This window comes from Vibrio sp. 2CM40D, from assembly GCF_023161825.1.
GTDB classification, from domain to species: Bacteria; Pseudomonadota; Gammaproteobacteria; order Enterobacterales; family Vibrionaceae; genus Vibrio; species Vibrio alginolyticus.
This window is the reverse complement of the sequence record NZ_JALNTL010000010.1, coordinates 43,689-66,170: the sequence shown is the minus strand read 5'-3', so window position 1 is coordinate 66,170 and position 22,482 is coordinate 43,689. Positions and strand designations below refer to the sequence as shown.

Below are 22,482 nucleotides of genomic sequence, written 5' to 3'. Positions count from 1 at the left end.
GTGTCCTGTCTAATTTATTATAACTAAGTGACATCGATATATTTATTGCAGCGAAGCCACTTGGGTATAACGGCTCATTTAAATAAGCGAATAAGGATAAAAGAGATTTTATGGCGAGATAGAAACCGACACTTTATTTCAACGTCTCATTTTTATTGCTATTAGCCGTTTTATTGAGAAGAAAAATTAAGGTTAAGCTGGAAAATAAAAGAGCGGCAATCGCCGCTCCGAAAATTAAATAGAAGTAGAAAATCACTTAATACCGTGAAGGCTATTTTCTGCATCCATAGCTAAAGGATTGAACGAGTCGTTACGAAGTTCTGCTATCGCGTATAGCATGCGACCCATGCGACCATTTCCATCGGTAAAGCCATGGTACCCGATAACTCCGGCGAACAAATGTTTACCTAAGTCTTTATCTTCTACAGGGTTCTCTTTCAAAAAGCCTTCAATGTGCTGCTTTAACATGCCCTCACCGCCAATACTTGAAGGCAAAGTGCCACCCGAAATATTTGGCCCTCGGTAATCACGCTCAACATTAGGCACCAATCGAGTGTGCAGCTCTTTTAGGTTTTCCATATTCAATAAATCTTTACCATTAGACGCGTATTCTTTCAGTAAAGACGTAATATTTTCGGCATCGTTTCCTTTAGAGTTAGAAGCATTAATGATCCACGCCGTAGCTCTTTCAACATTATTGGTTACGCCACTTTTGTTAAACGCGTCCTCTGCCAGTCCTTCAGCGTATACACCTTGGCTTAGATCGGTGCTTGCTAGACCTTCGATATGACGTTGCGCCGATTTAAGATGCATCACCTCCATATCAAACACCGCTTGCATTTGATTAATGCTACCTGCCGGGTTTTTCTGCGCTGCAGATACACCACCGCCGTAGTCTTTTACTACACGTCCAGCAAGCGACTTCGCTGCACTTTCGCCAATCAGTGATGTGAGGTTTTTACCAGAATCGGTTTCTAACATTGCCTCTGTCATCGCTCGCTCTGCTAACTGGTTTAGCTCAGCAGAGTTCGACTGAACTGATTTACTGTCTAACTTCGCAAAGGCATTTAAGACATCTGATGCGGTTTTTATGCTTCCATCTTTGAAGAACATTTGTCCATGCTCAACAGAAGAAGCAGCTTGTAAACGCTGAGCTTGTCCTTGCTCATTATCAAATACGGCTTTTGTAAGGGCTTTCGCTACCGATTGTGGGCTACCTTCGCGAAACAGTTTTCCTGTCGCTTCAAAAAATCGCGCTACTGCACCATTCGTAGGATTGGCGCGAGTAAATTCTTGGGTCGCTGCGTTAATTTGGTATTCTTTGCCACCAATACTCAGCTTACCTTCGTTAAGTATCTCGTTACGAGCTTGCGGCATGGCAGCCTGCAACGCGCTAACACTTCCAAAACTGATCATGTTTTAAACCCTTAATGTGGAAAAATGAGTGGTATTCGTTTCCGGTACTTCGGTTGTTTTATTGGTTACTTCTTGTGTATTCGCACTTTTTAACCACTCGATGAAATTCGCAAATGACTCATCGAAAAAAGATGCAGTTAGCAGTTGCTGAGGCAGGTGTATGAAACCGATATATCCGGTCTCTTCCTCCCAGCATACCGCTGGAGAGCCTTGCGTTAAGGCATCTTTCATATGTTGATGCAAAATATCAGCACTCGGTTTATTACCTGAAATCAGCCCGATAAGCGTCACACGATCTTCTTGTGCACGAATTGTGATTGCTGTGTTTTGCTCAACGAGTAGATGGCAACAATCATCCTCATCAAAAACCAACGGCTCCAATTGGCAGCGGCTGGCAAAATCTGTCAGTAAAGAAGTTATAAATCCATTAGCCATTCGACTAAATAATCCTATTTTTGTTGTTTTAGAGGCGCTGCTTGGTTGCAACACTTATCAACTAAGCAGCTTTCTTAGATGTATTCTTAAGGATTTATGGCAGTGAATATTTTAGAAATGGTCGGATTTTTTTTGTTTAAAGGCATTAAAATGAAAAAACTCAGCAAGTGCTGAGTTTTTGAGGTTTATTCATGAATCGTAATTTTACGCTCGCTGAGCTGCTTCACCATGGCTTGCTTTAATGCATGCAGCTGTCCATCAATACTGGCGTCGATGATCCCAACTTCTGTTTCCAAAATGCAGCCTCCATTTTTCAAGCGCGCATCTGCTACCACGTCAACGTAACCGACTTCAGGGAAATCACTTAATACACCAGCCACCTTTTCCCTCACCTCAACAACCTGCTCTGGGTGGACATGTAAAATGACCTGCTTTTGGTTGCTCACCAGTTGCAACGCTTCTCGAACTACACTCACCGTGGTATCGACATCATCGAAGGTATCGATGATCTTACGTACTGCTTCTAACACCACACCTGTCATTTTTTCTTCGACTTGCTGATAGTAGTCATTACAACGTGCTAAGGTTTCAACCATCGTTTGCGCATTTTCAATCTTGGCTTGTGCAAGGCCATCTTGATAACCACGTTGTTTTTCGGTTTCGTAGGCTTGTTGGGCATTAGCAATGATGCTTTCAGCTTTGGAGTTCGCGGCTTCAACTAAGTGTTGCGAATCCAGATAACTGGCATAATCTTTCGCTTTCAGCACCTTTAAGCCAGGTGCCAGCTGCAAATTGTCTGTTTTTATTTCAACAAATGAAACCATTGAGGAATAACCTGTTTTGCGATTTTTTTTGTGAGTCGATACGCCAGATCTCGTTGATCCGCTTCCAACCAGTTAGCTGTTTCCGCGTTTTCGCTAAGTTGCTTTTCCAATTTGAATTGCCAACGAAGAACAACATCTTCCGGTGAGTTAATCAAAATAAACCTCATCCAAAAATATCCCAGCGCCCTCATGCTTGCTTCAACAGACCTTTCATCCAGTAGTTCTGGTAACGAACGCTGCCAGCCTTGCGGCCAGCTGGATAACAGCATCGGCCCGTTTTGAATTAAGAACCGAGCGCCTTCCAAACCAAAAACGTTGTTCAGAACCTGTTTCGGGTGTTTTAAGACAACGCTTCGCATCGCAACGCAATGCAAAGCTCCACCCACCATCAATACGAGTTGATTCAACGCGTCTGTCGGGAGCAATGCCAAACTATGACAAGGTCTGTTAAAAGCCATCTCAGGAACGGGAGATAACGCCCACTCATTGATACACCATTGGTTGAACATGGGGTTATCTCTCCAGCCTTCGATATTTAGTAACCAAGGCTGCTTTTGCTCTATCCAACTTCTATGGATGTACTGGCAAGGCGCATAGTTAAACTGGTGTTGTACCTGCGCGAGTGGTGTTTCTGGTTTAACCACGCTTCGTGTTCCTACGACACCATGTAAAAGTAGCGATATTCGAGCCGATGAGTGCCGCTACCAAGAACACCAAAATGGCGATAAGATTATTCGCCGTCTCTTTGGTGACCTGAACCGACAAAATGCTTTTAAATTGATTGTTTTGAGTAGCAACTCGAACCTCTGATGAGGGTACCATCACTACGCTGATTCGATCGTAGTTCAACCCCTCAATACTGTTGTTCACTAATAATTTGATCTGCGGAACATATGAATCAAGCGCAATATCTGCCGCGTGTTTAATAAATACGGAGGCAGAAGCTGGAGTTGGACGCTCTCCTGGACGCAGATCTTGATCTTCCAAAACAACATGAACACGTGCCACTAGCACGCCATCAATCTGAGATAAGGTTGAGGAGAGCTCTTGAGATTTCGCGTATACCAAACGTGCTCGTTCTGCTAATGGTGACGAGATCAAATCGTCTTTAGGAAACACCTCTTTCAGTGTAGAAAACTGCTCTCTTGGATAGCCTTTTCGCTTTAGCGCGTCTACCGCGAAGGCGATTTGAGAACTGTCTACCATTAACTTGACGGTGTTGTCTTTGTCAGGTTCTTTTGTTGCAACGACACCTTCGGATAGTAAGATCGACAACATCTCATTACCCTCTTTCTGAGTAACGTTGGTGTATAGCTCGGTCTGACAACCTACCAGAAACAACGTGAGCATGATGAAAACTGCTCTCATTTTATTCATCATCACTATTGTGCCTTCAATAAGGTTTCTACGTTTTGTGTGGTTTTACCCACGGTTTTCGCGATCAGCTCTTCTTGAAAAGTAATGCGTGTCAGCGCCCACTGCATTTGCAGTAATTGCGCCGGATCATCACCCACCATCTTCATGTTGTCTTGCAGGTTACTTTTCGCGTTATCGATAGTGTTTTTCAACTCGCTGATGTTTTCTAGCAAACCTCCCTCCAGGCCATTACTTGCCTCGGGAACCGACATGGCTTGCTCAAAACGTTCGCTTAAACCGTCTTCGACTTGCGCATCCTGCAACTTATCAATGTTGGTTTGCATCACCTCGGTGTACTGCGTGTTTATCATATGTACTCCTAAGATAAATCTAACTTGTGACTGTGAGTCATGATGTTTTTCACCATCGCATTTTTTTGGATCATGAAGCTAAGTTCATCACGAACCATGTCCAGTGTTGATGCCATATCAGGTAACGACTTCAACTCTGCCCAGCAATGCCATAAGGCTTGTTCTTTCTGGGCACCCAGTGGAAAATGCTGCGCTAGCATTGCTTTTAGTGCTGTTTTATCAGCAGGTGGTTCGGCAATAAGCTGTCCCGAAAAATTCCCTAGTAACTCCTGCTTCAACACCTTTAACAAATCAGATTGTGGCTGCTCGTTGCCTTTTGCACTCTTCGCCCCATGAAAGGCGTACCACATTGCCTCTCGTTTAACTTGAGGGTCGGAGAACGCTTCATTTAACGATGATAAGACACTTTGTTTACTGACAACCTCTGCGTCTTTTAATGATTCGTACCACGCTTTAATCTCCGCCAGTTTGGCTTCTGTTTTCTCTAGCGTCTCTTTTGGAGAAACATGTGAAACTTGCTCTTGCTTGTCACTTCGCTCCATGAGTGCTTTCATCTTGTCTTCATCGCTCCGCTCATAATGGCGCGACTCCGACTGACGCAAAGATTGGTGTTGAAGACTTAGGTTGCTTGAATCAATGATCATCCAAGATTCCTAATGTCCTGAGAAAAGCTCGCAGCAAATGCTTGGCTTTCTTCGCTTCCTTGTGACGCAAGTTCTACCCAGCTTTCCGCTTTGCTCAGTAAACCGGCTTTGGCAGAAGCAAGAGCCGCTAAGCTGATCAGATCTGGATAGGCATTACAAAGTGGTTCGAGTAATTGATGAGCCTCTTCATACAAGCCTTTATTCATGAGGCTCATTGCACGAATCATCGCAACGGTCTCTTCAGAACCTGAGCTTGCTTCAAGGCCATCTGCAATCGTGTTGGCTTCTTGATGACGATGCATACCTGTTGCCATCAGCGCGATTTCAGCCAGCAGTTGGCGCGTTTCTCGTTCCATGCTTTACACCTTCTGGAGAATCGACTGCATCACATCTTTAATCGCACGAGTGGTGGTCGCATTGATATTGTAAACAACAGACCATTTGTTGATCGCGTGCTGAAGCTCGGCAAGCTTTGATGGATCATCGGCATTGGTTTCTAGGTTCTTGATGGCTGCCGTCACTTCTGTGTTGGCATCTTTCGCTTGTTGTTCTAACTTAGCTTTAACATCATCAAGGTTTACACTGTTACTAGCATCGTAAAATGACATAAGACTTCCTCGTATTTTTTAGTTAGCTTCGTATGATTCAACGACCGCATGGGCGGCTGTGTAAGCTTCATACTGTTTGAGTAGCAATTGGTACTGCTGTGGTGAGCACCCTAAATCCAACTGACGTTTCACCACCGCTTGTGCTTCTAAGAGCTTGCTCTTAATCTTGTGCACTTCCGCACCGTTTGTGTCGTTATTTAAAATTTGTTCAAGATTTGTCATTGTTCGTCTCGCCTTCATATCCGAGTTCTATTGTTATCACCCGCCCGCCTTTAACCAACTCAATACCAGCAGGTGTAACACTGGATATTCGGTAGCCCTGAGGCGTTCTTGCACCGACCATATAGCGAACGTTATCGGTCAGAATCACATATGGAACCTGGCCAAAGTTAACGCTACGAAACGGGAAATCGATATTGGTGCCTTTACTCACCTTAGGTATGGATTTCAAAACTAAGTACGGTTTCTCACCATATTGTTCCCGGAAGTCTCGGGTCACACCGTAAAATCGAGTCGTTTCGATATCATCAAGCTCACCACGAACTTCGATGCGATCACCGCTGGTGACCAACTGGATTTTTTTCAGTAACTCCGCATCCGTCAATAACGCTTTTAGCGTATCCATGTAGGCACCCGCTCGCTGCAGTTCAACCTTCCACGCAATAAGACCCGGCACGTCTCGCTCCAAGATTTGTTCAACTTGGTTCCAGCGGCTTGCATCATCGATATAGCCCGTCAGCAGCAGTGTTCCGGTCTCATCGCCATTTTCGACTTTCACTTGGTGATAGCCGAGGTTGCGCAAAATAAATCGAACCCCGCGACGGATTTCTTCCATCGTTCTTAAGTCACTTTTGTAATTGATGCCCAATACATCAATTCGACCAAGCAGATCGAGTTTCTGTGTTCGGTCTTCAACATAGCCCTCTAAGACTGCTTGGCGTGCGGCGGCATTCCATTCCACACGAACGTCGCTAAGTTTGAGCTCGCCTAAGATGTTACGTACCAAAACAATGGGTTCTGCTTCTGTAACAATTTCATTGTTGTTTCCGTTAGCTTGGCTGTACCACATACCGGCAAAAATGACACTCGGGACAAAACTACAGAGCAAAGCGATGAGCGTTGTTTTTTTCCAGCTAGAGCGTTGCACAGCAACCACAGGTGTATTCTGTTGGCTAGATTCGTCGCTGACGTTACTCACAATTAACGCATCTTCCGCGTATCCCAGAGCGAACTTCACAACGCCGACCGAGACAACAGCATGGCGTGACAACTCGATACCATCACCTGCAACAGCGATGTCTTCACTGTTAATATTTGCCTCTTCGCAGCCTCGTAAAATGACCGAGTCTTGATGGCAAACGAGGGTGAAATGGTTCGCTTCGACCCCAGCATCAGACAGTACAAGATCAGCAATAAAGTCGTCACTGCCAAGCACGAGAACACCTTCAGGTAAGGTGACTTCTACTCCGGTATGCACGCCTGATAAAATACGAATTTTCCATTGCTGCATCGCGGTTAAGACTCCTCTGAAGGGCGCACACACTCACTTTGTGAGTCATCACATTCCAATACTTTCACCCGCCAACCCTTTTGCCCTGTTGGTAATTGGCACTGCGTTAATTGAGACGACTTTTTCTGTGACAATAAGTCTTGTTGATAGCGCTCGGCCTGAACCCTCGATGTGCAGCTATATACTTCCACTACCGATTTAAATTCAGCGCTATTGTTGGAGATGTTGTTAAGCCTGCCTATACTTGGTCGCAAGTCATATTCGTTGCCAATCAACACACTATCGCCAATACCATCCACAACAATTCGAGGTTCTAAAATAAACATTCGTACTGTGCGGCGCTTAGTATTGGTATTACTTCTAAACAGCGCGCCTAAATATGGGATGTCTCCTAGCAATGGCACTTTACGTAACTGATGGCTCACTTCATCTCGGTACACACCACCGATAAGTAAGCTTTGCCCTTGTTTAACCGTCGCTAAGGTGCTGATTTCAGTTTTACGAACGGAAGGAAGATCATCGACACCACCATCAGCGATCTTTGCACCGTCTTCGAGATGAAGGCTCAGGTTAATTTCAGGTCGTGCAGCAAATCTATCACCAACGATACGTGGGACAATTCTCAGTAACGTGCCATACGTGACCTCTTCCAGCGCTGCGGTTTCTTTACCAACCAGCTTGACGTAAAACGTGCTGCTGTTGTTCAGTACCGCTTCGACATTTTCCTGAGTTAACAATGTTGGCCTTGAAACCACTTGAGCACTGCCTTTGGATTCCAATAAACGAATTTGAGCCAGCAAGTAATTTAGGTTGGTTGAATCAAGCAAGGACTTAAAGTTCTGTCCACTGCCGAGCGTCACATCCCCCGAATTCACATCACCTGTTGTTTTGATATCGACAATGCGGTTGTTTCCGACAGACACTCCCGCTCGCCAATCCACTCCTAACTGACTTAAATCGTTGGCACTGATATCGACAATCGATAGCGCGACTTCAATTCTTGATTGCGGCTGGTCTAATTGCGCGACCAGTTTACGATAGAGCGGTAATCGTGCTTGAGTATCACGAACGATAATCGCATTAAGGCCCGGCTCTGCTTCAACTGTTGCGCCACCATGAACTGAGGCGGTTTTATTACTTTTTACAGGCTTATCTGGACTGGTAACTTCTTTGCTAGACGCACTCGCCACTTGCGTTTGAACACCAGACACGACCCGTTTTAACACCGATGCGATGCCCGGGACCGTAATTGTCTGATCTCGATATGCAATTTCTCTATCCGTTGCAGAAGCGTACTTCAAAGGAATTATCTCAACGAATAATTCGTCGGTTGAATTCGATTTCTGCAGCAAGCGCGTTTCCAATGCCTCCGCCGTTTGTACCACTAAGTCGACATAACGTGGAGGACCAGCAAGATAGACTAACCCTTTGCTCTCAGCAGCTCTCCAACCATAACGAGAATCCCAAACGCCGGTGGAAATTAACGTACTGCGTAGCTCTCTAGCCGTAAGTAATTCCAATTGAAGTAAACGTGAGCGAGTTTCTGTCGCCTTATAGACATGTAAGACGGCTCCATCGAAATACCACATCAAGTTGTACACTTGCGATAAGTAATCGAGGAATTCCGCCGGATCTTCAGGGGTAAAACGCCCATTCACTCGATCGTTGACTTTGTCACTAACAGAAACCGAGACACGATAATTTGCACCGAAGTTATTCAACAACTCTTTTAATGAGTCATTATCTGCATAGTAGCGGAACGGTTGTTCGGGCCAGTGTAAGTCTGTTGCTTGCGCGTATCCCAAAGGAACAACACTCACTGCGCATAACAATGCCTTTGTTACAGCACGCCTAATGTTGGGAAAGATTTTTAGCATCATGGTAACCACACTGTATGGTTGATTGTGTGGTTCACGCGTTCTTGTTCCAATAATGCAATGTAACGCTCATATAGATTGACGTGCTTAGAAAGCAAAGCAGAGAACCGTTCCACCGAACAGTCCTCAACCCGTACTTTACTTTGCAAAATCAATTGCTGATCATCATTGGTTGTCAGTACGCCGCCATCCTCACGAATGGTTTTTAATGAGAGCTGCATGCAACGTTGTAACGCTTGTTCTTGTTGATAATCTAGATGCTCTTTAAACTGGAAGGGTAACGTCGCTTCCCATAAAATCCATGACGCACGTTGCTTGATGGTCAGTGATAACTGGTCAACCTCGATGTTGTAAGAACCATTTTCTGAGGCAATAAAATCCCCTACCTTTAGCGCTTCCGCTAAAGATTTCATTATCTTATCTAACATTTAACGCCCTATTTAGATCTGGCTGAGGTGATTGCAAGCCTGGCCGCACTGACCACTTTGAGTATCAAAATAGTAGTGATCGATATCACCAACAGTTTGCATGTTCTTGAACCATTGCCATACTTTCGCAACCGCATTTTGGTCGTTGTAAACCACATCGCATGCATCCCAAACTTCGTTCAGCTCAGGGGCTTCAAGTCGCACTTCCGAACACCAATTTTTCCACTCAGAAATAAATTGTTCGGTTGTAGAGGTGTACTCCGCGAACCCTTTCAGCTCGTCTAAAGACGGTTGCCACTTCTCAATTAACAAACGATGACATTCAATCACTTGCAACTGTTGTTCGCTTAACGTCCCAAGTTGCTTTTTAAGTTGATGCTGCTGGCTCTTAATAAGATCGAGTTGCTGTTGAACAAAGACGGCACTAGTGTCTTCCCCTGATAGCTTCGACCAATATTCCTTCTGAATATCGAGTTGATTGATAAGTTGTTCAACTTTAATCGAAGCATGAAGAGCACTTTGATCGACTTGTCGGTTAATCCACTCGTTGAGTGATAAATGGAAACAAAGCATCAACGTTTTTGGGACAGCCAAATTAAAGCGAAAGCCCAGACGAGAGTTGATGTAGTCCAGCCTTTGTTCGAACGTTGTGATTGTGCTGCTATCACTGAGCTGCGATCCAATTTCCAAAAATAAACGCATGGCAAACCGGTCTATCGAAGCACCAAGTTTTTGATACGTTTTAACTAACTGGCTAGCGCATAGGCTATCGACGACATTTCTATCCAACAAGCGTTGAAGTAAAGATAACTGCTCATAATTTATGACGCCTTCACTCAACAATTGTCGGTGATTGACGTGCACAACATTGAGATCCTGCGTAGGTTTCGAGGCGCTTTCATAACGAGCTCCTCTTTGTAAAACAGTCACTTTCCGCTGTGTCACTATGCTGTCTGGAAAAAGCGAACGGCGTCGCCAATGCTGCTTTTTCATTTATGTTCGTCTCCGCACCCCTTTCGAACAATCCAGAAAGAAAGAGATGTAATAATTTTTAATCGTTCGTTGTTACACGATACATAATAGAATTTACACTGGTGAGTGACTTTCAAAATTAGTCAGAAAATTTTAGTCCCAAGTCATTTCATTTCGCGATAGCCACTTGATCGTCTCCCGAACGTACGCGGCTTGGGGTCGTTCCAAAACGACGACGGTAACTCTGCGTAAAGTAAGACTGGCTGGAAAACCCTGCCTCCATCGCCACATCTACAATGCTCATCTTGCTCGTCAACAGCAGTTTATGAGCATGCAGTAGTCGACGCTCACTGATCCAAGCTCTTGGAGAAATGCCATAGTGCTCATTAAAAAGCTCTTTAAAAGTGGTTAAGCTGGCACCAAACTCCTGCGCGTAGTCTGTCAACTTCCATTCTTTTAAGTAATGCTGTTCCATAAATCGACGTAACCGTTCCGACGTACGGTTTGTTTGTTGTGACAGCAACGCATACAGTGATTCTCCTCCTTTGCTGTGTAGCAAGAGAATGAGTAGTTCTTCGTATTTTAGGCACATAATGGCATCAGGGTACGCTTGTTGCTCAAGCGTCTGCATGCTAGAAAGCACTTGTTCAACGAGTATGTTCAAACCAAAAGTAAACAAACCAGAACAAACTTTGTCTACCTTAGGCAGCATCATCAAGAGATCACTGTGTTTTTGCAGCAACTGACTAACGAGTTCACTGTCGTAAGCAATAATCGACGCTTTGTATGCCCCATCTAGCGGAGAGTACTCTAACAAGTAATCTCCTTGGGATAGAAATACCCCATTTTCTGCAGCAACATCGATTGTGCAATCACCTGTTTGAACTCGAAGCTGACCATTGTGAACGACAACAATGTGAGACTGGTCTGAGTGAAATACTTCGTCAGATTTTTCATAGCAGGAAAAACTACGAATTTTTCGTGAACTCGAGTCGACCCTTTCTGAGTTTAGTTGGCCTGACACATCCATTTTCTACCCTTCATTATTTTGAGTTTCTCAGTGCAAATGTTGAGAAACTTTCAAAGCACTACTTTGATTGTTGTTATTTCTAAGTACTGCTGTATGAATTAAAGAAGCAAAGAAAAGAGCATAGAAGTTCTATCACTTACCATACCCCCCGAATAATTAGCAAATAACCCAAGCATTACCTTTACCTAAAGGTAAAGGTTTGACTTAGTAAATTTCTGCTGTCCGTCTTTATTATTTTTATCAGATAGCGTTTATCATTAGCCAAAACTTAAATATCATTTCGTTATTTAAGTTTGGTTGTTTTGTTATACATTAGAATACAATTAAATAGATTTCGGCATCGTTTCGAGAACAAAATTAAATTTCCAAAATCATAAAAATGTATGTTTTATAGCCTAAAACGCCAAGCCAACGTGTTCAAGGAGCGAGATATAATCATAAAAAATACTGTTTTTGCAACAAGTATGAGTCTAAAAAACAACTGACCCGATGACTTCAAAGTCATGTAATTAATGTTTATAAAAGACAACAAATCTTTCACAAAAGGAAAGATATGGTCTTTATTTTTATAAATTAGAAAATTCTAATAAAAATGTAGTACTTAAAATTTTATCTGTTTATTTTTGGAACAAGAATCAAGTTTTCTTGTTTATTTCCCTCTAAAAATAAATAGTTCTTTTCTTTTTCAGCAACGAGCTCACCGTTTGAATAAAGCTTTCCAATAATCTTCATTTTTCCTTCACCAGCTTGAATTGGTGCAATTAAAAACGAATACTGCACAGGCAACTGAACGCCTTGGTAGCTCTGAGATGCCGATTTAAGACATTGATTATCAATAACTTTACATATTTCCACTTCAAGAGAAGTAATCGAAGGTGGAAAGTAGCCGTCGACAGAAACCCAACCATAGACTGATGCCTGACTCTGTGTATCAAAGCCATCCACCCCATTGACGGACACAGTCTGACTGCACCCACTCAGTATGAATAACCCAATAAAACCAGCCCATATAGAATTGTTCATTATGACCCCATAAACGTATTTTATATAATCTAGCTCATTTGAAATTCACACAATTCTTTATGTAAAAATATAAAAGATCAACTTATATTTATACTACAAGCGGACAATAAATCGCATTTTTCAACAACACGTAGTTAACATGGACTGTAATTTCAAAAACAGTTTCTGCTCTCTTTCATTCCTTCCTTAATTGAAGTTCATTAGAGAAAAGTGATACTCATATATATCATTGCCATCGAGATATGCATCTGAACACTCTTACTTTTATCTTTCTATTTCTCTCAACACATTTAAAAGCCAAAATATAATAACAACCGACTAATATTGATAAACATGAAGAGATACATCTAATATTTTCCTTGATAAAATTTCAAAAGGGACTATTCCTATGTCAGCACGCCAAACTATCGATGAGATTTTGCTAAAGTTTGCTCATCAAATAGGCTTGCCTGCACTGCATCTAACGGAAAATGAAGTAAGCTTAGCCTTTGATGATAATCTAAGGGTGCATATCATCTTTCATCCTGAATCGACAACTCTGCAGCTCGAAGCTGAGATTGTTGGCCTTCAAATTGTAAATTCCGATCTCTATCGCTCTTTCTTGGCTTTTAATTATCACTGGCCTGAGCACCAGTTATTTTTTAGTTTAGATAACCACCGACATGTCCTATGTTTAAACCGACTCATTAACATTAGGCGACTGGATTACGAATATTTTGAAACAGCTTTAGCAGAATTGCTGACGCACAGCGAGTCGTGGGAAGCGTTATTGTCTTCGCATGTAACCATTGATGAGGCACCACCGATGCCACAAACTTTAGACTTGAGAGTTTAGGTGTCTTTATGTCCAATGACATCCAATCCACATACACCAATTCATCGGTTCATGACGTTCAACAAGCGCAGCAAAGTGATGCAGTGCCGCAAGGAACGTTTCATGGCCGTAAAGTCACCCTACTCTCCTCATCAGAAAGCAGTATGACGCGAACAAGCTCTAAAAGAGAGCTTGGTGAATGTTTAAATCAATTTGCCAGTCTCGAATCTTGCAATCGCGTTTTGGACTTTGATCCGCAACTCAATATTGACAAGCAAAACGCCGCCGTAGAAAAGCTTATGGAACGAAAAGTGGCGATAATTCAACGTTCCTGATATCACAATATAAGCAGGTTAAACATCTAAGTTAACCTTCAGCCGACAAGCTCACGCTAATAAAAAACCCCGAAGATTCGGGGTTTTGATTCATACTGCTTTTTCTTTATTAATTACTTAGTTTCACTAGAAGAAGCCTAACGGGTCGATGCTGTAGCTAATCAGCAAGTTCTTAGTATTCTGGTAGTGGTCCAGCATCATCTTGTGCGTTTCACGCCCGATACCCGATTTTTTGTAACCACCGAACGCTGCGTGTGCAGGGTAAGCGTGGTAACAGTTAATCCAGATTCGACCAGCTTCAATATTACGGCCCATACGATATGCGACGTTCGCATCACGTGTCCAAACACCTGCGCCTAAGCCATATTCGGTGTCGTTTGCGATTTCCAACGCTTCTGCCTCATCTTTGAATTTGGTGATAGCGATCACTGGGCCAAAGATTTCTTCTTGGAAGATTCGCATCTTGTTGTGGCCTTCCAACATGGTTGGCTGAATGTAGTACCCCTGGTTGATAGACTCTGGCTGTTCTGACACTCCACCACCAAAGACCACTTTTGCGCCTTCTTCACGGCCGATTTCCAGGTAACTTAAAATCTTATCAAACTGTTCTTGAGAAGCCTGAGCACCAACTTGAGTATCGGTATCGAGCGGATTACCTTGTTTAATCAGCTGTGCACGTTCCGTCAGTTTCTCTACAAACTTGTCATAAATCGCTTCATGAACCAGTACGCGAGATGGACAAGTACAAACTTCACCTTGGTTGAAGAAACCAAGTAACGTACCTTCGATACACTTATCAAGATACTCATCTTCGTAATCGAAGATATCTGAGAAGTAGATGTTTGGAGATTTACCACCTAACTCAACTGTCGATGGGATCAAGTTGTCTGCTGCACATTTCAGAATGTGGTTGCCAACTTGCGTAGACCCGGTAAACGCGAGTTTCGCAATGCGGTTGCTGGTTGCTAATGCTTGACCCGCTTCAGAACCATATCCGTTTACAACGTTGATGACACCAGGAGGAAGAAGGTCACCGATTTTTTCCATCAGAACCAGAATGGATGTTGGGGTTTGCTCTGCTGGCTTCAATACCACACAGCAACCCGCCGCTAGTGCCGGTGCTAGTTTCCAAGCCGCCATCAACATTGGGAAGTTCCACGGAATAATTTGACCAACCACACCAATCGGTTCTGGGAAGTGGTAGCTTGCGGTGTGCTCATCCAGTTCTGCCGCACTGCCTTCTTGTGCGCGAATACAGCCAGCGAAGTAACGGAAGTGATCCACTACTAAAGGTAAATCTGCCGCCAAGGTTTCGCGAACTGGTTTGCCGTTTTCCCAAGTTTCTGCAACTGCAAGCTCTTCTAGATGCTGCTCAATACGGTCAGCAATTTTCAGCAAGATGTTCGAACGTTCTGTCACGCTGGTTTTGGCCCATTTTGCTCTGATGTTGTGCGCGGCATCCAGTGCTAAATTAATATCTTCCTCGCCAGAGCGAGCAACTTTACAATACGCTTGTCCGTTGATTGGTGAGATATTGTCAAAGTACTCACCACCCGTTGGTTTTACCCATTCCCCACCGATAAAGTTATCGTAATGCGATTTAAAGTTAACAATGGCATTTTCACTACCTGGCTGTGCATAGATCATAACTCTTCCTTTTGTTTCTCGTTCAATGTGTTATTGCAGTGTCGTATCGCACTGTTCACAAAGAGCATTACGCAAGTCACACGCCAACTACGCCACACTTGTTGTTAATTAAATGTAAAACTATGATTATCAAGCGATAACAAACCAAGTGAGCGATGTTTGAGCGGATGTATGGTGTGAACACCAATGTTCAAGTGTTCCAAAATGGCACACCCTCACTGTGACAAAATGGTACAGTCATGGAACTTCAACACATTAGCGATAACAATTGGCTTTCAACTTCATGGGTCAGAAGTGAACAAGCGGGTTTAAAACAGCGTCGACGCCCTGAAGATATTCGAGTAACGCCAGCAACGCTCCAAGATAGGCGTCACCAACTCAATTTTTTGCTAGAGGCAGTCACTCAATTTGCGCTCCCTCTGTTTAATCAGCTATTTGCTCATAGCGACAGTCGCTTAATTTTGACGGATTCAGATGGTGTCATCATCGGCAGTTGGGGACAGCCTAGATTTCGTGAAAAGTTAACGGAAATCTCGCTAAGCTCTGGTGCATGCTGGCAAGAAAAGGTCAAAGGCACCAACGCGATTGGTACAGCCTTGGTTGAAGCAAAGCCCGTTTCTGTTATTGGTGATCAGCACTTTATCCAACACCATCGTTTTATTAGCTGTTCGGCTAATCCTATTTTCGATCATCTTGGTAACCTCATTGGCGTATTAGATATTACGAGCGAGCAAAAGAGACATGACTTCTCAACGCAAGTACTAGTACAAAACATGGTCCAGCAAGTGGAGAATCAACTACTTAACTTGATTCCACAAGGGCATATTCGTGTGGATTTAGCGTGCGAAAAAGGTTTACTGAATAGTGGTTGGCAAGGAATTATCATTGCAAATGAAGACGGACAAGTTTTGGCTCACAATCAAGTAGCCTCTCAACTTTTTGCGCAAAAAAGTATCATTGGGCAATCCTTAGACGACATTCTATCCACTCGGGGAAATGAGCACCCTTTCGTTTTCAAAACAAAACCGCTTACCGATAAAGATAGCAAGGTCAAGTCTCGTGCTGTAGCGGCGTCCAATGATCTTCATTATGGCGACTCCGCAGTTGAGCACTGTTGGCAGCAAGCCAATCGCGTCATCGATAAAGACATCAGTTTGTTGATTCTAGGAGAGACTGGTGTTGGCAAAAACGAGTTTGTGAAAGCGCTTCATAAAAACAGCCAGAGAAAAACGGGACCGTTGGTTTCCGTTAACTGCGGAGCGCTACCAAAAGATCTGGTTGAATCTGAATTATTTGGCTACGTAGCCGGTGCCTTTACTGGCGCAAACAGCAAAGGCTATCAGGGGAAAATTCGCCAAGCACACAAAGGGATTTTGTTTCTGGATGAAATCGCAGATTTCCCCTTGGAAGCTCAAAGCCGCTTGCTCCATGTATTGCAAGATAAAACCGTGCTTCCCGTGGGTTCAAACCAAAGTATTCAAGTCGATACGCAAATCATTGCAGCCACGCATAAAGATCTGGAACATTTGGTCAGCGAAGGATTGTTCCGCCAAGATTTGTATTATCGCCTTAATGGCTTGATCATTGAGCTACCTCGCTTTGAGGAACGTGATGACAAACGACAACTGATTGAGAACATTCATCGGCGTCACGCCGAATCTGAACAACAGCTTTGCCCTCACCTACTTTCTCTGATGCTGTCTTACTCATGGCCAGGAAATTTGCGTGAACTCGATAGTTTAATCAAAGTATCCGCCTTAATGGCGCAAGGTGAAGAAATATTGGAACTCACACACGTCCCAGCCCACCTAAGTAAGAAACTCAGCCAAACTCAAGAAGGAGCAGCATCCGCTGAACCAACTTCAGAACTGCGTGCAACCGTCGAAGATAAGTTGCTCAAAACATATCAAGCCAACCAGGGGAACATTAGCAAAACGTCTCGTATGCTTGGTGTGAGCCGAAATACCATTTACAGAAAGTTGAAAAGCCTTGGCATATTAAGTTAATTCTACGACCTCAGATACAAAAAGAGCACCGTTGCGGTGCTCTTTCTCTTTGAAACCTAGCTTACAGGCCGCCTTGTTGTTGTGCCTGTTTTACTAATGCCTGACGTTGAGTTTCCTTCTCAGAGATCACTTGATTGTCCTTGTGCATTTCCTGTTCCAATTCTGCTGGAATGAAAACAAAGTACTTGTTAAGAGTCATCTTAGAACCTCAATTTGCTGTGTTAATTACCTTCTTGGTCGACGTAAACAAAACCAGAAAAACATGTTTTACTGGATCCTTGTTGCTAGTTTCAAAAAATAAAGGATGTTCATATAATAAACATCCTCCATGTGGGCGCTAATTATAGGCGTAGTTTAGAGGCTTACCTAGCACTCTTTTTCACCTTTTGTGCAATCTGAGTTTCGATCGAAAAACAGATTTAATTGCCCGTAGTTACTAAGGTATTGTTAAACAGAGAAAAAAGCTTTTACTGTAACTGACGACAGGGATGAGCTTACGAGTGTAGGTTCACTTGCAATTGTGTATCGTAGAGTTCGAATACGATAATAATAGCGCTACATGCCCTTAATCTGCGTAGTTAAAAACTTTGAAGTGATAGACAACCGAAGTCATATCTGTGCAACTCAGTTTAACGATTTGTCTACCAGTTCAATATTTCACCTTTTTTGAGAAATCTTTAGCCACTTTTTTGTGTGAAACGTCCCAAAAGAGCAGACAATTAAAAGTGTGGCATATGACCACAATTGTCTATCCCCACTTAGCTTCGGGAGGCGTTTATGAAAAGTAACAAACTTGGCCATGTGATGTCTTTCAGCAGAATGTTTTCCTTCATTGCATTCTTGACGGCCACATTCGCATGGATTCTCAGCATGTACGCCCTATTCACTGTTTCTTTAGTGGCTCTTGTGGTCAGTGCAATTCTCTACCTAAAAGACAGGTTTTATCAAAACAAGAAAACGACTACTGAAAAGAGCGCCTAGGCGCTCTTGAAGTTCCGTAAAAGCAAACACAAAAAAGGATGCCACTTGGGCACCCTTTTGCTTTGATCAGCTTACTGACCGCGAATTAAACGTCGTAAGTTGTAGACGCTGTGTCGCCGCCTGTACCAGTCCAGTTAGTGTGGAAGAATTCACCACGTGGACGGTCAATACGCTCATAAGTGTGAGCACCGAAGTAGTCACGTTGAGCTTGAAGCAGGTTCGCTGGTAGACGAGCTGTTGTGTAACCGTCTAGGAAAGATAGCGCAGAAATCGTACATGGCATTGGGATACCAGACTCTAGAGATTTCGCTGCTACTTTACGCCATGCTGCTAGGCTGCCTTGTAGGATGTTTTTGAAGTACTCATCAGAACCAAGGAATGCGATGTCTGGGTTCGCTTCGTACGCATCACGGATGTTGCCTAGGAACGCAGAGCGGATGATACAACCGCCACGCCACATTAGAGCTACGTTACCGTAGTTTAAGTCCCAACCGTTCTCGTTAGACGCTTCGCGCATTAGCATGAAGCCTTGAGCGTAAGAGATGATCTTAGAAGCTAGTAGCGCTTGACGTAGTGCATCAACCCACTCTTGCTTGTCGCCTTCAACTGGAGTGATTGTCTTACCGAATAGAGATTCAGCTTCAACACGTTGGTCTTTCAGTGCAGATAGACAACGAGAGAATACAGACTCAGAGATAAGTGTTAGTGGAATACCTAGGTCTAGTGCGTTAATACCAGTCCATTTACCAGTACCTTTTTGGCCTGCTGTGTCTAGGATCTTCTCAACGAGAGGCTCACCGTCTTCATCTTTGTAGCCAAGGATGTCAGCCGTGATTTCAACAAGGTAGCTGTCTAGTTCAGTCTTGTTCCAATCAGCGAATACTGCTTGCATCTCGTCAGCAGACATACCAAGACCGTCTTTCATGAACTGGTAAGCTTCTGTGATAAGCTGCATGTCACCGTATTCGATACCGTTGTGTACCATCTTAACGAAGTGACCAGCACCGTCGTTACCAACCCAGTCACAACATGGCTCACCAGCGTCAGTTTTCGCAGCGATACCTTGGAAGATAGGCTTAACCGCTTCCCATGCTTCAGCAGCACCGCCAGGCATGATAGATGGACCGAAGCGCGCACCTTCTTCACCACCAGATACACCAGTACCGATGAAGTGGATACCTTTTTCACGTAGTGCAGCAACACGACGGTTTGTATCTGGGTAGTTAGTGTTACCACCGTCAATAATGATGTCGCCTTTGTCTAGCAGAGGTACTAGCGCTTCGATGAACTTGTCTACAACGTCACCAGCGCGAACCATCAACATTACTTTACGCGGCGTTTCTAGCTTCTCTACTAGTTCTTCTAGAGAGTATGCACCGATGATGTTCGTGCCTTTTGCTGGACCTTCCAGGAACTCGTCTACTTTAGCAGCAGTACGGTTGTGAGCAACCACTTTAAAGCCGTGATCGTTCATATTTAGGATAAGGTTTTGACCCATTACTGCTAGGCCAATTACACCGATATCACCTTTCATTGTTTCTCTCCAATTTTATTTCATCGACGAGCAGCGTCTTAAGCAATTTTTGCTGCCGCGTCTAAATCTAAATACCATTCCGTTAGGCCCGATTTCGCTTGAATCTTAGCCGCTGGGTATGGCAGTGCGTGTGCTGGTGAACTGTTAATTTCTTCAACAATGTCCGCTTTTCCTGCACCAAGCACTAAGTAACTAATGCGTTTCGCTGCTTCTAATACGCGTGCGGTTTTCGACACACGAAGTTGGCCCGATTCAGGATGCGACGCCACAAGAGATAGGTTCGCATCATCATAATTCGTTTGGCCAGGGAACAGAGAAGCTGTATGACCATCTGCACCAACGCCTAATAAGATCCAGTCAAACACAGGTGTGCCGTTTTCATTCGGGATTACCTCTGCCATCTCTTTTGCAAAGCGCTCGGCTTCTGCTTTAGGCTCATCTTCGCCACGGATGCGGTGAATGTTTTCTGCAGGAATATTTACTTGGCTAAACAACAACGTGTTCGCTTCACCGTAGTTGCTTTCTGCATCGTCAGGGGCAACACAACGTTCGTCACCCCACCAAAAGTGGAGGTTTTCCCATTGAATGGAGGTTGCGTAAGCCTCTGAAGCCAGTAGTTTAAACAGCATTTTAGGAGTGCTGCCGCCAGAAAGAGAGATGTGAACAGGTCTGCCCATTTCGCTAAACGCTTTCATATCGTTAGCTAGGCTTTCAACTACCTGTTCTGCTGTTTGGTAGATCTTATGGTTGATCATAGTTCACAGTAATCCGTATCTGTTAAGTTTTTACATGGGAAACGCCAAGCGCGGCCATCACGCTGTAACAAGTCATCTGACTCTTTAGGTCCCCAAGTGCCGCATGCGTACCCGAAGAGGGATTGTGGATCTTGCTTAAAATCTAAGATTGGCTGTACGTATTGCCAGCACGCTTCCACCGCATCACTACGTGCAAATAGCGTAGCATCACCATTCAAAGCATCAAGTAGAAGGCGCTCGTATGCCGTTAGCATTTGCGTTTCTTGCAGGTCAGCGTAATGGAAGTTCATTTTCACTTCCTTCGCTTCAAAGCCTGCGCCTGGCTCTTTCAAGCCAAAGCTCATTTGAATGCCTTCGTCTGGTTGAATACGAATGATCAGCTTGTTTTCTGGTGCGTTTTGACCAAACACAGGATGCGGTGTTTGTTTAAAGTGGATAACCACCTCAGTAACGCGTGTTGGAAGACGCTTACCAGTACGCACGTAAAATGGCACGCCATTCCAACGCCAGTTGTTGATGTACGCTTTCAAACCGATGTAAGTCTCTGTACGAGAATCGTCTGCAACTCCCGGTTCTTCACGGTAGCCGCGTAGGCTTTGCCCACGAACTTCAGACGCCGTGTATTGGCCTAATACTAGATCGTTGCGCAGAGCGTTTTCGTCTAATGGCTTTAGGCATTGAAGCACTTTTACCACTTCATCACGCATCGAGTCTGCATTGATTTGCGCTGGTGGTTCCATACCTACCATTGCTAATACTTGTAGCAAGTGGTTTTGGAACATGTCGCGCACAGCACCAGAGTTGTCGTAGTAACCACCACGCTCCTCTACGCCAAGGAATTCTGCGCCTGTGATTTCAACGTAATCAATGAAGTTACGGTTCCAAAGCGGCTCAAACATCGCATTAGAGAAACGAAGCACAAGTAGGTTTTGTACCGTTTCTTTACCTAAGTAATGGTCAATTCGGTAGATTTGATGCTCTTGGAAGTGCTCGTGAATTTCTTTGTCCAGAATACGCGCCGATTCAAGATCATAGCCGAATGGTTTCTCAATGATCAGGCGTTTCCAGCCATCCTCTTCACTGTTAAGACCATGTGCTGCAAGACTTGCAGGGATCACACTGTATAAACTTGGTGGGGTTGCTAAGTAAAAAAGCGTATTGCGTTGCTCGAATTGATATTCGTCCGCAAGTTGGTCTAAGCGAGAAGATAGCTTACCGTAATCTTGTGTGTCAGAAGTATTAATTGCTTGGTAGTGCAGATGGTTAATAAATGCATCAAGCGTTTCTGGCTCAGTCTTTTCCATTTCCTGAAGCGATTTTTTCAGCTTCGCGCGGTAAGACTCATCACTGTATTCAGTGCGACTTACACCCAGAATGGCAAAATTCTCTGGAAGCTGCTTGTTCGCGTAGAGGTGGTATAAAGCAGGAATGAGCTTACGGTACGTAAGGTCACCTGAAGCACCAAAAATAACGATGCTGCTGTTTTCTGGTATTACCATCATCTTTCCCTTAAAAACGAGGTACTTATTGTGTGCCCGGATACGGCTAGAGAATGAGCCAACCCTATCAATGGCACCTCAAAATAGAAAATTGGTCTTACCTATTACGTTGATAGGTAAAGTCTATGGGCCCAAAGAACCTCAAGAAGTTGCATTTCCGATTCTTGGAAACACGACGTATTGAGGTCATTTAAGTCACTTATGTCTCAAAAGTACACACTGTACTCGCTGGAGGAGAGTCCGACACGGGGCAATATTGTCTACGACTATTTGATTTACATCAACACTTGCCAGTGCAAACGTTTAAATAAGTTGCACAAAACGTCATAAGCGATTGTATTTTATTGATAAAAAAAGTTTCATCTGAACGCTCCAAAATTTAAGCAAAAACTCTAATATGGGCAATAATTACTCATC

Annotated in this window: 25 protein-coding genes; 4 read left to right on the top strand and 21 right to left on the bottom strand. The window is 43.8% G+C overall.

What is annotated here, in order from left to right; genetic code table 11:
* Positions 1-252: 252 nt before the first annotated feature.
* The 16 genes from MTF70_RS19870 to MTF70_RS19795 form a co-directional block, all read right to left on the bottom strand.
* Positions 253-1,416, bottom strand: a complete 1,164-nt coding sequence (locus MTF70_RS19870) for a VopS family T3SS effector adenosine monophosphate-protein transferase (RefSeq protein ID WP_149192510.1) — start codon at positions 1,414-1,416, stop codon at positions 253-255.
* Positions 1,417-1,419: 3 nt separating this feature from the next.
* The gene (locus MTF70_RS19865; protein ID WP_005377206.1) at positions 1,420-1,851 is read right to left on the bottom strand and encodes a type III secretion system chaperone; all 432 of its coding nucleotides are present in this window, start codon (positions 1,849-1,851) and stop codon (positions 1,420-1,422) included.
* 185 nt (positions 1,852-2,036) lie between these two features.
* Positions 2,037-2,675, bottom strand: a complete 639-nt coding sequence (locus MTF70_RS19860) for an HrpE/YscL family type III secretion apparatus protein (RefSeq protein WP_005387146.1) — start codon at positions 2,673-2,675, stop codon at positions 2,037-2,039.
* On the bottom strand, positions 2,654-3,319 hold the full coding sequence (gene vscK, locus MTF70_RS19855) for a SctK family type III secretion system sorting platform protein VscK (RefSeq protein WP_115386029.1): 666 nt from the start codon (positions 3,317-3,319) through the stop codon (positions 2,654-2,656). Before vscK ends, MTF70_RS19860 begins: the two co-directional genes overlap by 22 nt.
* Positions 3,312-4,058 carry a type III secretion inner membrane ring lipoprotein SctJ gene (sctJ, locus tag MTF70_RS19850; RefSeq protein WP_086012989.1) on the bottom strand — a complete coding sequence of 249 codons (747 nt, stop codon included), beginning with the start codon at positions 4,056-4,058 and terminating at the stop codon, positions 3,312-3,314. Before sctJ ends, vscK begins: the two co-directional genes overlap by 8 nt.
* Complete coding sequence (gene sctI, locus MTF70_RS19845) at positions 4,058-4,402, bottom strand: type III secretion system inner rod subunit SctI (RefSeq protein WP_005387149.1); 345 nt, start codon at positions 4,400-4,402, stop codon at positions 4,058-4,060. Before sctI ends, sctJ begins: the two co-directional genes overlap by 1 nt.
* An 8-nt stretch (positions 4,403-4,410) precedes the next feature.
* The gene (locus MTF70_RS19840; RefSeq protein ID WP_205461527.1) at positions 4,411-5,046 is read right to left on the bottom strand and encodes a YopR family T3SS polymerization control protein; all 636 of its coding nucleotides are present in this window, start codon (positions 5,044-5,046) and stop codon (positions 4,411-4,413) included.
* Positions 5,043-5,402: a YscG family type III secretion system chaperone gene (locus MTF70_RS19835; RefSeq protein WP_005377200.1), complete on the bottom strand. Its 360-nt coding sequence runs from the start codon at positions 5,400-5,402 to the stop codon at positions 5,043-5,045. Before MTF70_RS19835 ends, MTF70_RS19840 begins: the two co-directional genes overlap by 4 nt.
* 3 nt (positions 5,403-5,405) lie before the next feature.
* The gene (gene sctF / locus MTF70_RS19830; RefSeq protein WP_005377199.1) at positions 5,406-5,654 is read right to left on the bottom strand and encodes a type III secretion system needle filament subunit SctF; all 249 of its coding nucleotides are present in this window, start codon (positions 5,652-5,654) and stop codon (positions 5,406-5,408) included.
* A gap of 18 nt (positions 5,655-5,672) precedes the next feature.
* Positions 5,673-5,876 (bottom strand): EscE/YscE/SsaE family type III secretion system needle protein co-chaperone, encoded by a 204-nt coding sequence (locus tag MTF70_RS19825; RefSeq protein WP_005377198.1) that lies wholly within the window; start codon positions 5,874-5,876, stop codon positions 5,673-5,675.
* Complete coding sequence (gene sctD, locus MTF70_RS19820; protein WP_205461518.1) at positions 5,863-7,164, bottom strand: type III secretion system inner membrane ring subunit SctD; 1,302 nt, start codon at positions 7,162-7,164, stop codon at positions 5,863-5,865. Before sctD ends, MTF70_RS19825 begins: the two co-directional genes overlap by 14 nt.
* A 5-nt stretch (positions 7,165-7,169) precedes the next feature.
* Complete coding sequence (gene sctC / locus MTF70_RS19815) at positions 7,170-9,053, bottom strand: type III secretion system outer membrane ring subunit SctC (protein ID WP_155489946.1); 1,884 nt, start codon at positions 9,051-9,053, stop codon at positions 7,170-7,172.
* The gene (locus MTF70_RS19810) at positions 9,041-9,469 is read right to left on the bottom strand and encodes a YscB family type III secretion system chaperone (RefSeq protein ID WP_205461509.1); all 429 of its coding nucleotides are present in this window, start codon (positions 9,467-9,469) and stop codon (positions 9,041-9,043) included. The genes sctC and MTF70_RS19810 overlap by 13 nt, the downstream gene beginning before the upstream one ends.
* A 12-nt stretch (positions 9,470-9,481) precedes the next feature.
* Positions 9,482-10,462: a T3SS regulon anti-activator ExsD domain-containing protein gene (locus tag MTF70_RS19805; protein ID WP_005377193.1), complete on the bottom strand. Its 981-nt coding sequence runs from the start codon at positions 10,460-10,462 to the stop codon at positions 9,482-9,484.
* 148 nt (positions 10,463-10,610) lie between these two features.
* A complete protein-coding gene (locus MTF70_RS19800) occupies positions 10,611-11,471 on the bottom strand; it encodes an AraC family transcriptional regulator (protein WP_042523810.1) in 861 nt (286 codons plus the stop codon).
* Positions 11,472-12,080: 609 nt separating this feature from the next.
* Positions 12,081-12,494 (bottom strand): YscW family type III secretion system pilotin, encoded by a 414-nt coding sequence (locus tag MTF70_RS19795; protein WP_054579559.1) that lies wholly within the window; start codon positions 12,492-12,494, stop codon positions 12,081-12,083.
* A 388-nt stretch (positions 12,495-12,882) separates the two neighbouring features.
* On the opposite strand from MTF70_RS19795, the gene exsC reads away from it, so the two are divergent.
* Both exsC and exsE2 read left to right on the top strand, forming a co-directional pair.
* Positions 12,883-13,329 (top strand): type III secretion system regulatory chaperone ExsC, encoded by a 447-nt coding sequence (gene exsC / locus MTF70_RS19790; protein ID WP_005377174.1) that lies wholly within the window; start codon positions 12,883-12,885, stop codon positions 13,327-13,329.
* Positions 13,330-13,337: 8 nt separating this feature from the next.
* Positions 13,338-13,643, top strand: a complete 306-nt coding sequence (gene exsE2 / locus MTF70_RS19785; protein ID WP_005377171.1) for a T3SS regulon translocated regulator ExsE2 — start codon at positions 13,338-13,340, stop codon at positions 13,641-13,643.
* Positions 13,644-13,769: 126 nt separating this feature from the next.
* Here the strand turns inward: exsE2 and MTF70_RS19780 are convergent, their stop codons facing one another.
* Positions 13,770-15,290 carry an aldehyde dehydrogenase family protein gene (locus MTF70_RS19780; RefSeq protein ID WP_005377169.1) on the bottom strand — a complete coding sequence of 507 codons (1,521 nt, stop codon included), beginning with the start codon at positions 15,288-15,290 and terminating at the stop codon, positions 13,770-13,772.
* Positions 15,291-15,529: 239 nt separating this feature from the next.
* On the opposite strand from MTF70_RS19780, the gene MTF70_RS19775 reads away from it, so the two are divergent.
* Entirely contained in the window at positions 15,530-17,296 is a 1,767-nt protein-coding gene (locus MTF70_RS19775) for a sigma-54-dependent Fis family transcriptional regulator (RefSeq protein WP_205461507.1), read from the top strand.
* 61 nt (positions 17,297-17,357) lie between these two features.
* Here the strand turns inward: MTF70_RS19775 and MTF70_RS19770 are convergent, their stop codons facing one another.
* A complete protein-coding gene (locus MTF70_RS19770; RefSeq protein ID WP_005377165.1) occupies positions 17,358-17,495 on the bottom strand; it encodes a hypothetical protein in 138 nt (45 codons plus the stop codon).
* Positions 17,496-18,073: 578 nt separating this feature from the next.
* Here MTF70_RS19770 and MTF70_RS19765 point away from each other — a divergent pair.
* On the top strand, positions 18,074-18,277 hold the full coding sequence (locus MTF70_RS19765; RefSeq protein ID WP_005377162.1) for a hypothetical protein: 204 nt from the start codon (positions 18,074-18,076) through the stop codon (positions 18,275-18,277).
* 85 nt (positions 18,278-18,362) lie between these two features.
* Here the strand turns inward: MTF70_RS19765 and gnd are convergent, their stop codons facing one another.
* The 3 genes from gnd to zwf are packed head-to-tail and all read right to left on the bottom strand — an operon-like array spanning position 18,363 to position 22,065.
* Positions 18,363-19,811, bottom strand: coding sequence for a decarboxylating NADP(+)-dependent phosphogluconate dehydrogenase (gene gnd / locus MTF70_RS19760; protein WP_005377160.1), 1,449 nt, complete (start codon positions 19,809-19,811; stop codon positions 18,363-18,365).
* Between the two features lie 38 nt (positions 19,812-19,849).
* Positions 19,850-20,566 carry a 6-phosphogluconolactonase gene (pgl, locus tag MTF70_RS19755; RefSeq protein ID WP_005387158.1) on the bottom strand — a complete coding sequence of 239 codons (717 nt, stop codon included), beginning with the start codon at positions 20,564-20,566 and terminating at the stop codon, positions 19,850-19,852.
* The gene (gene zwf, locus MTF70_RS19750; RefSeq protein ID WP_017634563.1) at positions 20,563-22,065 is read right to left on the bottom strand and encodes a glucose-6-phosphate dehydrogenase; all 1,503 of its coding nucleotides are present in this window, start codon (positions 22,063-22,065) and stop codon (positions 20,563-20,565) included. Before zwf ends, pgl begins: the two co-directional genes overlap by 4 nt.
* Between the last annotated feature and the right edge of the window lie 417 nt (positions 22,066-22,482).